This is a genomic window from Micromonospora sp. BS32 (genome assembly GCF_059089345.1).
This window is the reverse complement of the sequence record NZ_JBSSHR010000022.1, coordinates 1-10,726: the sequence shown is the minus strand read 5'-3', so window position 1 is coordinate 10,726 and position 10,726 is coordinate 1. Positions and strand designations below refer to the sequence as shown.

At 73.3% G+C, this 10,726-nt stretch carries 12 protein-coding genes; 2 read left to right on the top strand and 10 right to left on the bottom strand.

Annotated elements, in window-relative coordinates:
• Positions 1-158: 158 nt before the first annotated feature.
• The gene (gene bldD / locus AC5RWQ_RS25420) at positions 159-647 is read left to right on the top strand and encodes a transcriptional regulator BldD (protein WP_013285505.1); all 489 of its coding nucleotides are present in this window, start codon (positions 159-161) and stop codon (positions 645-647) included.
• 81 nt (positions 648-728) lie between these two features.
• Here bldD and nusB read toward each other — a convergent pair whose 3' ends face one another.
• From nusB to aroB, 4 genes are all read right to left on the bottom strand, one after another.
• Positions 729-1,139 (bottom strand): transcription antitermination factor NusB, encoded by a 411-nt coding sequence (gene nusB, locus AC5RWQ_RS25415; RefSeq protein ID WP_494285235.1) that lies wholly within the window; start codon positions 1,137-1,139, stop codon positions 729-731.
• 23 nt (positions 1,140-1,162) lie between these two features.
• A complete protein-coding gene (efp, locus tag AC5RWQ_RS25410) occupies positions 1,163-1,720 on the bottom strand; it encodes an elongation factor P (RefSeq protein ID WP_074318567.1) in 558 nt (185 codons plus the stop codon).
• A gap of 407 nt (positions 1,721-2,127) precedes the next feature.
• Positions 2,128-2,568 (bottom strand): type II 3-dehydroquinate dehydratase, encoded by a 441-nt coding sequence (aroQ, locus tag AC5RWQ_RS25405; protein ID WP_334489622.1) that lies wholly within the window; start codon positions 2,566-2,568, stop codon positions 2,128-2,130.
• Positions 2,565-3,641, bottom strand: a complete 1,077-nt coding sequence (gene aroB / locus AC5RWQ_RS25400; protein WP_494285165.1) for a 3-dehydroquinate synthase — start codon at positions 3,639-3,641, stop codon at positions 2,565-2,567. The genes aroQ and aroB overlap by 4 nt, the downstream gene beginning before the upstream one ends.
• Positions 3,642-3,811: 170 nt before the next feature.
• Between aroB and AC5RWQ_RS25395 the strand changes: the two genes are divergently transcribed.
• Positions 3,812-4,336, top strand: coding sequence for a DUF2243 domain-containing protein (locus AC5RWQ_RS25395; RefSeq protein WP_494285164.1), 525 nt, complete (start codon positions 3,812-3,814; stop codon positions 4,334-4,336).
• A gap of 22 nt (positions 4,337-4,358) precedes the next feature.
• On the opposite strand, the gene AC5RWQ_RS25390 is transcribed toward AC5RWQ_RS25395, so the two are convergent.
• The 6 genes from AC5RWQ_RS25390 to AC5RWQ_RS25365 form a co-directional block, all read right to left on the bottom strand.
• The gene (locus AC5RWQ_RS25390) at positions 4,359-4,865 is read right to left on the bottom strand and encodes a shikimate kinase (RefSeq protein ID WP_494285163.1); all 507 of its coding nucleotides are present in this window, start codon (positions 4,863-4,865) and stop codon (positions 4,359-4,361) included.
• Entirely contained in the window at positions 4,862-6,040 is a 1,179-nt protein-coding gene (gene aroC, locus AC5RWQ_RS25385; RefSeq protein ID WP_494285162.1) for a chorismate synthase, read from the bottom strand. Before aroC ends, AC5RWQ_RS25390 begins: the two co-directional genes overlap by 4 nt.
• 93 nt (positions 6,041-6,133) lie before the next feature.
• Positions 6,134-6,784, bottom strand: coding sequence for a methyltransferase domain-containing protein (locus AC5RWQ_RS25380; protein WP_494285234.1), 651 nt, complete (start codon positions 6,782-6,784; stop codon positions 6,134-6,136).
• Between the two features lie 68 nt (positions 6,785-6,852).
• Entirely contained in the window at positions 6,853-7,737 is an 885-nt protein-coding gene (locus AC5RWQ_RS25375; protein WP_494285233.1) for a sulfotransferase domain-containing protein, read from the bottom strand.
• A 19-nt stretch (positions 7,738-7,756) separates the two neighbouring features.
• The gene (locus AC5RWQ_RS25370) at positions 7,757-9,367 is read right to left on the bottom strand and encodes a lipopolysaccharide biosynthesis protein (protein ID WP_494285161.1); all 1,611 of its coding nucleotides are present in this window, start codon (positions 9,365-9,367) and stop codon (positions 7,757-7,759) included.
• The coding region (locus AC5RWQ_RS25365; RefSeq protein WP_494285160.1) for an O-antigen ligase family protein at positions 9,364-10,726 on the bottom strand (1,363 nt) is incomplete at its 5' end. The genes AC5RWQ_RS25370 and AC5RWQ_RS25365, both read right to left, overlap by 4 nt.

Genomic DNA, 10,726 nt, shown 5'->3' with positions numbered 1-10,726 from the left:
CACTGATCCCCGGATCAGGCTGGCGAAATGGGATAAGTTCCCCCGCGCTCCCCAACGGCAATCTCACGAGCACTTGACCGCGTGTCGCAATCCCCGTACCGTCACGCTCCGTAGCGATCGCTGGGAGAACCCCAAAGCACAGCACTGGGAGTGTCCGAATGCCCTCTGAATACGCCAAGTCGCTGGGCGCCCGCCTGCGCTCCATCCGCCAGCAGCAGGGCCTGTCCCTGCAGGGGGTGGAGGAGAAGTCGAACGGGCGGTGGAAGGCCGTGGTGGTCGGCTCGTACGAGCGCGGCGACCGCGCCGTCACGGTGTCCCGCCTGGCGGAGCTGGCCGACTTCTACCGCGTTCCCGTCTCGGAGCTGCTGCCCGACGGCAGTGGGGTGCGCCACGAGCCCACCAGCAAGATCGTCCTGGACCTGGAGCGGCTCTACGACGAGGCCTCCGAGGACCTCGCCTACGTCGCCCGGTACGCCCGCGCCATCCAGCAGCAGCGTGGTGACTACAACGGCCGGGTGCTCTCCATCCGCGCCGACGACCTCCGCGCGCTGGCGATCGTCTACGACGCCTCGCCGTCCGGTCTGATCGAGCGGCTCACCGAGCACGGTGTGCTGGTCGCCGACCCGCGGGCGTTCTTCGCGTCCTGACCGCAGTCGCACCGAGAAGGGCCCGTGCCGTTCGGCACGGGCCCTTCTCGTCGTACGGGGTGCGGCGGACGCCGCCGTCGTTCAGCGGGTCGCGTACTCGGCGATCCGACCGAGGATGCCGTTGAGGAAGCGCGGCGAGTCGTCGGTCGACATCTGCCGGGCCAGCTCGACGGCCTCGCTGATCGCCACCGCGTCGTCGATCTCGTCGACGTAGAGCAGCTCGTAGACGGCGATCCGGGCGAGGTTGCGGTCGACCGCCGGCATCCGGTCCAGCGTCCAGCCCTCGGCGTAGCTGGCGATCACCTCGTCGATCCGGTCGAGGTGGGCGGCCACCCCCTCGACCAGGCTGACCGCGTAGCCCAGGTGCTCCGGCCGCGGCTTCTCGATCCGCTCGATGTAGCCGGCGAGCACCTCGACCGGAGGCCGGTCGCGCAGGTCGGCCTCGTAGAGCACGTCCAGCGCCCGCTTCCGCGCCTTGCGGCGCGACGGCATCTGCTGCTTGGGACCCTCGGCCATCAGGATCGGCCGAGGTAACGGCCGTCGCGGGTGTCGACCTTGATCTTCTCGCCGGTGGTGATGAAGAGCGGCACCTGCACGGTCGCGCCGGTCTCGACGGTGGCCGGCTTGTTGCCGCCGGTGGACCGGTCGCCCTGCAGACCCGGCTCGGTGTAGGTGACCTCCAGCACAACGGAGGTGGGCAGCTCGATGTAGAGCGGCACGCCCTCGTGGGTGGCGACGGTCGCCTCGGCCTCGGGGAGGAGGTAGTTGGCCGCCTCGCCGACGGTGCCGCCGGGGACGGTGATCTGGTCGAACGTCTCCAGATCCATGAAGACGTAGTCCTCGCCGTCGGCGTAGAGGTACTGCATGGTGCGCTTGTCGACGGTGGCGGTCTCGACCTTGGTGCCCGCGTTGAAGGTCTTGTCGACGACCTTGCCGGACAGCACGTTCTTCAGCGTGGTGCGGACGAACGCCCCACCCTTACCGGGCTTGACGTGCTGGAACTCGACGACGGCCCAGAGCTCCCCGTCGAGGTTGAGTACCAGGCCGTTCTTGAGGTCGTTGGTGGATGCCATTTCCTGCCTTGATCATCAATTGGCGGACAGACCTGGCAAGTCTACTAGTTGGGCCCAAGTCGCGAATGCGCCGCTGTCCCCGCCCCGCGGCCACCCCGCCCACACCAAGGTCATTGTTACCCGCGGTGACATCCTCCCAGCACCCTGACCCCTCCCTCGCGCCCTTTGCTCTGCTGCCGCCGAGGCAACAGCCACCGTGCGTAGCTGCAATCCGGCGTGACACCGGCCACACGGCGAGCGATTTTCGCAGCCCAGCGCGCATGTTGCCGGCGTTGAAGCAGAGCAAAGCGTTCCGGAAGATGGACGGGCGCCCGACGGCTGCTGACCGACGGTGACGTCCGTCCCACGAACCGGGAGTGACCGCGCTGCGGACTAGCCGCTCCGCCGGGCCGACGAGCGTCGGGCGGTCAGGCCGTCGCGCCGAGGCGGTCGGCCAGGTGGCGCAGCGCCAGCCGGTAGCCGTCCACGCCGAGGCCGCAGATCACCCCGGTCGCCACCGCCGAGACCACCGAGTGGTGCCGGAACTCCTCCCGGGCGTGGATGTTGGAGATGTGCACCTCGATCAGCGGGCCGCGCAGCATGGCACAGGCGTCCCGGACGGCGATCGAGTAGTGCGACCAGGCCGCCGGGTTGAGCACCACCGCCGCGCCCTCGTCGGCCGCCTCGTGCAGCCAGCCGATCAGCTCGTGCTCGGCGTCGGTCTGCCGGACGGTCACCTCCAGCCCCAGCTCGCTGCCGGTGTCGACGCAGAGCGTCGCCAGGTCGGCGTAGCTGGTCACGCCGTACACGTCGACCTGCCGGGTGCCCAGCCGCCCCAGGTTCGGCCCGTTCAGGACGTACACCCTCACGAGGCAACCTCGCGATAGGCGGCGTGCAGCAGCTCGTCGTCCGGGCCCTCCAGGGTCGCCGGGCGGGCGAGCGCGTCCAGCACCACGAACCGCAGCCGGCTGCCCCGGGCCTTCTTGTCCACCCGCATCGCGGCGAGCAGCTCCGGCCAGGCGTCCGCCGGGTAGCTGGTGGGCAGGCCGAGCGCGGCCATCGCGCTGCGGTGCCGCTCGGCGGTGGCCGCGTCGAGCCGCCCGGCCAGCCGGGCCAGCTGCCCGGCGAAGACGGTGCCGACCGCGACGGCGTGGCCGTGCCGCCAGCGGTAGCCCTCCACCTTCTCGATCGCGTGCGCCAGGGTGTGCCCGTAGTTGAGCACCTCGCGCACCCCGGACTCGCGCAGGTCACCGGAGACCACCTCGGCCTTGACCCGGATCGCCCGCTCGATCAGCTCCCGGCACACCGGGCCGGTCGGATCGGTGGCCGCGGCCGGATCCCGTTCGACCAGATCGAGGATCACCGGGTCGGCGATGAAGCCGCACTTGACCACCTCGGCCATCCCGGCCGCCAGGTCGGCTCGGGGCAGGCTCTCCAGGGTGGTCAGGTCGCACAGCACCCCGGCCGGCGGGTGGAACGCGCCCACCAGGTTCTTCCCGGCGGCGGTGTTGACGCCGGTCTTGCCGCCGACGGCGGCGTCGACCATGCCGAGCAGCGAGGTCGCCACCGGCACCCAGCGCACCCCGCGCAGCCAGCAGGCCGCCACGAAGCCGGCCAGGTCGGTCACCGCGCCGCCGCCCATCCCGACCACCGCGTCGGTACGGGTGAAGCCGGCCGCGCCGAGCCGCTCCCAGCAGTCGGCCGCGACCTCGATCCGTTTGCCCGCCTCGGCGTCGGGCACCTCGATCGGCAGCGGCGCGACACCCAGTGCGCGGAGCCGCTCGCCGAGCGTGTCGGCCAGCCCCCTGAGCGGCGGCGCGTAGAGCAGCGCCACCCGCTCGGCACCGGGCAGCAGCCGCGGCGGGGGGTCCAGCAGGTCTCGTCCGACCAGCACGTCGTACGGCCGTTCGCCGCCGACCGGGATCCGGGTCACGTCGTCCATCGCAGGGCAGCCTAAACCAGTTGGCACCGCCGGACGGCCACTGTCCACCTGATGGAGTAACCGGATCGGGACGGCGGGCCCGGCGTGACGGCGACCGGTGCGGCGACGTTTAGCCCCTGGAGGCCGGGGCAGGGCGGAACGGCACCGGTCCACGACGGCGGAGGTACCCGATGGCAGGCACGACGATCGACGGTGCGGACATTCGGCTGCCCGCCACCATCCTCGGTGTCGGGCTCGGCGGCTTCGCCGACGGCATCGTCCTGCACCAGGTGCTCCAGTGGCACCACATGCTCAGCAGCACCGACAGCGACCACATCGGGGTCAGGCCGTACCCGGTGGACACCGTACCCGGGCTGGAGATGAACACCCTCTGGGACGGCCTGTTCCACGTGGTGACCTGGGTCGCGGTGCTCGCCGGGCTGGCCCTGCTCTACCGCCGGGTCACCCGGTCCCGGGGCCGGCTCTGGCGCTCCCCCGCCCTCTGGGGCTGGGCGCTGGTCGGTTGGGGACTGTTCAACCTGGTTGAGGGGGTGGTCGACCACCACCTGCTCGGCATCCACCATGTCCGGTCCGGCGCACACCAGACCGCCTGGGACGTCGGCTTCCTGCTGTTCGGCGCGGCCCTGGTCGCGGTCGGCTGGGCGGTGCAGCGGCGGGCCGGCGCGGTCGACGTCTGCGCCGACGACCGGCGATGACCCACCACGACCCGACCGGCGGTCACCCCTTGAGCAGGCCGGCGATCTCGGCGGCGATCTCCTCGGGGGTACGCCCGTCGGTGACCACCGTGGCCGTGGCCACCTCGGCGTAGAGCGGGCGCCGCTGGTCCATCAGGTGCTTGAGGGTGGCCCGGGGGTTGAGCGCCAGCAGCGGCCGGCCGGCCCCGAGCCCGACCCGCTTCACCGCGTCGGGCAGCTCCACCGACAGGTGCACCACGGTGTGCCCGACCAGCGCGGCGCGGTTCTCGTCGGCGAGGACCGCGCCGCCGCCGAGGGCGAGCACCCCGGTGTGCGAGGCCAGCGCCGCGGCCACCGCGGCCCGTTCCAGGGCGCGGAAGTGCGCCTCCCCCTCGTCGATGAAGATCTCCGGGATGGGCTTGCCGGCCATCGCCTCGATGTCGGTGTCGGTGTCCCGGAACGCCGTCCCGAGCAGAGCGGCGAGCTGCTCGCCGACGGTGCTCTTGCCGGAGCCGGGCGCCCCGACCAGCACGCAGGCCGGCCGGCTCACCGGATGACCAGGGCGTCGAGGTAGCCGGCGAGGTTGCGGCGAATCTCGGCGACGGAGTCGCCGCCGAACTTCTCGGTGGCCGCCTCGGCGAGCACCAGCGCGACCATGGCCTCGGCGACGACCGCGGCGGCCGGGACCGCGCAGACGTCCGAGCGCTGGTTGATGGCGGTGGCCGGCTCGCCGGTGGTCACGTCGACGGTCGCCAGCGCCCGGTTCAGCGAGGAGATCGGCTTCATCGCGGCCTTCACCCGCAGCGGCTCACCGGTGGTGATGCCGCCCTCCAGGCCGCCGGCCCGGTCGGTGACCCGGCGGACGCCGGCGGCGGTCGGGACGATCTCGTCGTGCGCCTCCGAGCCGCGGGAGCGGGCCTGCTGCCAGCCGTCGCCGATCTCCACGCCCTTGATCGCCTGGATGGACATCAGGGCGGTGGCCAGCCGGGCGTCGAGCTTGCGGTCCCACTGCACGTGGCTGCCCAGGCCCGGCGGGACGCCGTACGCCAGCACCTCGACCACGCCGCCGAGGGTGTCGGCGGCCTTCTTCGCGGCGTCGACCTCGGCGACCATCCGGGCGCTGGCCGCCGGGTCGAGGCAGCGCAGCGGGTCGGCGTCGATCCGCTCGGCGTCCTCGGGCGTCGGGCGCAGGCCTGGATCGGCGGCGACCGGGCCCAGCTCCACCACGTGCGACACGATCTCGATGCCGAGCGCCTGCCTGACCAGCGCCTTGGCGACGGCGCCGACGGCGACCCGGGCGGCGGTCTCCCGCGCGCTGGCCCGCTCCAGGATCGGCCGGGCGTCGGTGTGGCCGTACTTCTGCATGCCGGCGAGGTCGGCGTGGCCCGGGCGGGGGCGGGTCAGCGGGGCGTTGCGGGCCTGCCGGGCCAGCTCGTCGGCGTCGACCGGGTCGGCAGCCATCACGGTCTGCCACTTGGGCCACTCGGAGTTGCCGACCCGGATGGCGACCGGGCTGCCCAGCGTGACGCCGTGCCGCAGGCCGCCGATCACCTCGACCTCGTCCTGCTCGAACGACATCCGGGCGCCCCGGCCGTAGCCGAGCCGGCGGCGGGCCAGCTCGGCGGCGATCTCGGTGGTGGTCACCTCGATGCCGGCGGGTACGCCGTCCAGCAACGCGACGAGAGCGGGACCGTGCGATTCACCTGCAGTCAGCCAGCGCAACACATTGGTCAGTCTGTCACGCCCGGTGCCCGATCCCGCAGGCCGGTCATCCCGTCCCGCCCTCCGGACACCGACGTCCGCAGGGCGGGCCGCAGGTCAGGCCGTCCGGACCGCGATGATCGACTTGGTCATGCCGAGCAGCCGCTCCGCCCGGATGGTGGAGTCCGGGAAGAGGTAGCGCATCTCGGCCCGGCCGATCAGCTCCGTGGTGAGCACCTGCCTCATCGCCGCCTCCCAGGACTTGCCCGGGGTGTAGGCCAGCGGCCACTTGCGGGCGACCGCCACCCGGGCCGGCACCGGCAGGAACTGCATCCCGGGCGCCACCCAGTGCGGCTCCACCGGGAAGTACCGGTACGGGGTCTGCACCCAGTGCCGCGGGGCGAGGGTACGGATCGCCTCGGCCATCCGGCGGCGCTGCTCGTGGCCACCGACGTGCTCGATCACGCTGTTGCTGAAGACCAGGTCGTAGCGGCGGGACAGGATCTCCGGCGGCAGGGCGCAGGCGTCCGCGTGGTCGGCCTCCAGCCAGTCCGGCAGCTCGGCCGGCAGCGGCTCCAGGTTCACCACGTGCACGTGCTTCGGGCGTACCGGCACCTTCGTCCAGCTGCCCACCCGGCCGCCGAGGTCGAGCACGGACATCTCGGCGAGGTCCGGGAACGTCTCGGAGAGCCAGGCGGCCCGCTTCGCCCGGCGCTTCGCGCCGTACGAGTCGGGCGAGTCGACCAGCCGGAAGCGCAGCGAGTTCAGGGGCGTGCGGCCCCGGCCGCCACGCGTCGGCGCACTGTCGTCGTTCGTTCGGGTCCCGCTCGACACGGTCAGCTCCCCCAGTCGAAGGTCATGCCCAGCCGCGCGGCGAGGGCCTGGTTGTACGGCGCGTAGTACCTGGTCAGCTCCGCCCGGACGGCGTCGTCCATGGCGCTGCTGCGCCGGTCGTTGAAGACCTCGTACTTCGGCAGCTGGTACGGCGGCAGGCCCACGTGCTCCAGCACCCGGGCGTACGTGGCGGCGGGCTCCCGGTAGAGCGTCTCGCTGGGCAGGATCAGCACCTGGTCCCGGTCGAACCGGTCCAGCCACGGCTCCAGGTGCTCCAGGTAGCGGCCCCGGGCCCGGTAGCTGTACCAGTCGTAAGCGTTGCTGACGTACGTCGGGTCGGCGATCAGCTTCTCCCGCTCCCCCGCCGTCCGCTCCTCCTCCGCCGCCAGCGCCTCGGCGAAGCCCAGCGGCTCCACGCCCTCGGTCCGCCGCTCCTTCCAGTGCGAGTACGCCCGCTCCACCGGATCGCGCAGCAGCACGATCAGCCGCACCCCGGGCAGCAGCCCGGCCACCCGGGCGGGTGCGAGTGGATGGAACATGTACAGCGGGGCGGCCTCGCCCACCTTCGTCGGGCCGCCGTGCCGCCGCTCCAGCACGCGCCGCTGCCGGGCGGTCGGGAAGTGCGAGCGGTACCAGGTCTCGCCGCGGGACCAGGTGTCCTCGAAGTAGTGCGAGGTCTTGGTGTTCCAGGCCGGGAAGAGCCGGGGCACCAGCGGGTGCTCCAGCAGGTAGCGCCAGAGCGAGGTGGTGCCGCCGCGCTTGGTGCCGATGATGAGGAAGTCCGGCAGCGGACGCTGGTCGCTGGTGCGTTCGCCGTACCGGACCAGCGAAGTCCGTAGCCGGGTCTGCACCGGTGCGGGCACCAGCGCCTTGACCCGATCCCGCATGGTCATCTCGTCCTCCTCGTCAACTCGCTCGCCGGCCCAGGGTCCCGGCCGCCGCCCGGGCCCGCCGCCGCACCGCCGGGTGCGCCAGCGCGGCGGCCGCGAGCAGCACCGCCGTGCCCAGGGTGAGGAACAGGCCGGCCACGCCGCGCCCGGCGACCAGCGCCCCGAACCCGGCCAGCACGGCGGTGCCGGTACCGGCCACGGCCGCCGTGAGCAGCACCGACCGGGTCATCAGCGGCTCGCCGACGACCCGGCGGGCCGCCGCGGTGGCGAGCACGTTCTCCGCCACGATGCCGACCGTCCAGGCGACCGCCGCGCCCAGCGCGCCGTGCCGGGGGATCAGCGCCAGGGCCAGTCCGACGTTGAGCACCAGGCCGGTGGCGGCGGCGAACAGGTGCCGCCCGCTGCTGCCGCTCATCAGCAGCAGCGTCTGCACGATGCCGACCCCGGAGTTGACCATCATGGCCCCGGCGAGCACCGCCATCGGCACCGCACCGCTGGTGAACTCGCGGCCGAACAGGCTCAGGAAGCCCGGCGCGAAGATCGCCAGGAGCAGGTACCCCGGCCAGGAGAGCGCCACGATCGCGGCGGTGATCCGCCGGTAGACCTGCGCCGCCTCGGCGGTGCGGTGCTGGCCGAGCAGCCGGGACAGCTGCGGCGCCACCGAGACCCGCAGGCCCTGCATGACCAGCAGGCCGGCCAGCGCGTACCGACCGACCGCGCCGATGATGCCGGCCTCGGCCTGGCCGGCGAGCGCCGCGGTGAGCAGCACGGTGAGCCACATGCTGCTCGCGTCGATGGCCGCCGAGGCGGCCCGGGGCAGCGCGAAGCCCCACAGGGTGCGCCAGTCCGCGGCGACCGGGCGCAGCCGCGCGCCGGCACCGAGGCCGAGCGGACGGACCAGCAGGACGGCGCAGATGGCCACCGCCGCCACGACGGGCGCCAGCCAGCCGGCGAAGGCCGCCGTCACACCGGCGCCCGCGCCGAGCGCCGCCAACACCAGCGCGGGACGGGCGGCCGGAACGAAGACGTACTGCACGGCGACCAGGGCGGTGACCGGTCGCACCGCCCGGACGGCCGCGAGCAGCACGGTCATCGCGACCACGAACGGCAGGCCGGCGAACGCCAGCCGGAGCAGGTCGACGCCGGGGCCGGTGTCCCGGTCGAACAGCACCGGCGCGAGCGACCCGGCGAGGGCGACCCCGGTGGCCGCCACCGCGACGGTCAGCAGTAGCGCCGGCAGCAGGGCGACCGGCAGCAGGCGGGCGGCATCGCCGTCCCGCCCGGCCCGCCGCCGCGGCAGCGCCCAGACCAGGGCGGTGTCCGCGCCGGCGCAGCAGAGCACGCCGACGATGGCGACCACGCCGATCGCGGTGAACATCGCGCCGGAGCCGGCCGGGCCGAGCCCGCGGACGATCACCACGGTCAGCAGGAAGCCCAGCACCCCGTTGATCGCCGCGCCGGCCAGCCCGACCAGCCCATTGCGGGTGCTGCGGCGTACCTCCTGGTCACCGGTGGCCGAGGGCGCGGTCCCGGTGTCCGGTCGGGCGGGGTCGGTGAGGATGGCGCCGGGCGCGGCGTGCGGGCCCGGGGTGCCGGCACGCGGGCGCGACACCGAGGGACCGGTCATGCCGTCCCTCCCCGGCCCGGCAAGTCCGTCAGCCGCGGTGACGCCGCCCCGGTCGAGCGCTGCTGCGGCGCGGGCGGACCGGCCGGGGGCGCGGTGCGCAGCGGCACCGCGGCCACCCCGGTCCCGACCGCGGCCGGCTGCCCGGTAAGCGGGGCCACGGGCGCCCGACCCACCCCCCGGATACGCCACGGCGCCAGCGGCGCGGGCTGCGACATGGTGGACGGACCCGTCGACACCCGGTTGACCGGCCCGCTCACCGCGGCCAGTCCGGCCCCCACCGCGAAGAAGATCACCGACAGGTTGGGGTCGATGTACGCGTAGACCGGGATCACCACCAGCGCGATGACCGGGATGGTGCTCAGCCAGTACCCGGCCGGCGAGACCGCCGCGGCCAGCCGCCGGGCGACCAGCACCAGCCAGGTGAGGAAGACCAACAGCGCCGGGATGCCGTGGCTGTAGAGGATCTGCCAGATCAGGCCCTGGGTGCCCAGCGGCTCCTCGGCGAGGGTGGTGTCCACGCTCTTCGGCGCGCCGTACCCGAGCAGCGGCGAGTGCTCCACCGCCTGCCAGGTCCGCACGTACAGGTCCATCCGGTCGACGTTGGTGTCGGTGCTGCTGACCCGCGCGTCGATCATCTCCTGCACCGGCACGACCAGGCTGACGATCCAGACCAGCACGACCAGCCCGGCGATCGACACGATCAGCCGGGCGTTGCCCCGGATGAGCGCCCGCAGCCCCAGGTAGAGCAGGCCCGCACCGAGGCCGAGGAACATGCCCCGGTTGAGCGTCATGAACGCCGGCACCACCGACAGCGGCAGCGACACCCACAGCACCATCCGGAACCGCCCGGTCCGCACCGAGGTGAGGTACGCCAGCACGCACGGCACCAGCAGGGCGTACGCGGTCCCCCAGTTGTTGGTGTACGGGTACGGCGCGGCGGTGCGGTAGATCGGCGTACGCGACTGCGGGTTGAACTCGTTTGCCCGCACGTGGGTCAGCGCCTGGATGAACCGCTCGCCGGAGATCCCCCCGGGCAGCGCCATCTCCACCGGGGTGGTCAGCGCGAACGTCGGCATCAGCACCGCCAGCCAGCCCAGCGCCACGATGCCCAGCCAGTACCAGCCCAGCGGGCGCAGCACCCGCTCCCAGGCGACACCCTCCCGGATCAGGGTGTACACGTAGACGCAGACGATCAGCGCGGTGGCCAGGAAACCGAGGCGCAGGCCGAAGGTGAGGTAGGCGGTCGGCCGGTCCAGCCGGGTGCCGCTGAGCAGCACCAGGACGAGGAAGACCAGCCAGCACGCGGTGCCGGCGGGTAGCGGCACCCGGCCGCGGGCGACCAGCAGGGCCAGCAGGACC

Bases quoted from the DNA above. Each gene is read 5' to 3' on its own strand.
- nusB (WP_494285235.1), bottom strand. From the start codon at position 1,139: ATGCCGTCGCGCCGCAAGGCGCGGAAGCGGGCGCTGGACGTGCTCTAC.
- AC5RWQ_RS25370 (WP_494285161.1), bottom strand. From the start codon at position 9,367: ATGACCGGTCCCTCGGTGTCGCGCCCGCGTGCCGGCACCCCGGGCCCG.
- AC5RWQ_RS25375 (WP_494285233.1), bottom strand. From the start codon at position 7,737: ATGCGGGATCGGGTCAAGGCGCTGGTGCCCGCACCGGTGCAGACCCGG.
- efp (WP_074318567.1), bottom strand. From the start codon at position 1,720: ATGGCATCCACCAACGACCTCAAGAACGGCCTGGTACTCAACCTCGAC.
- bldD (WP_013285505.1), top strand. From the start codon at position 159: ATGCCCTCTGAATACGCCAAGTCGCTGGGCGCCCGCCTGCGCTCCATC.
- AC5RWQ_RS25395 (WP_494285164.1), top strand. From the start codon at position 3,812: ATGGCAGGCACGACGATCGACGGTGCGGACATTCGGCTGCCCGCCACC.
- aroB (WP_494285165.1), bottom strand. From the start codon at position 3,641: ATGGACGACGTGACCCGGATCCCGGTCGGCGGCGAACGGCCGTACGAC.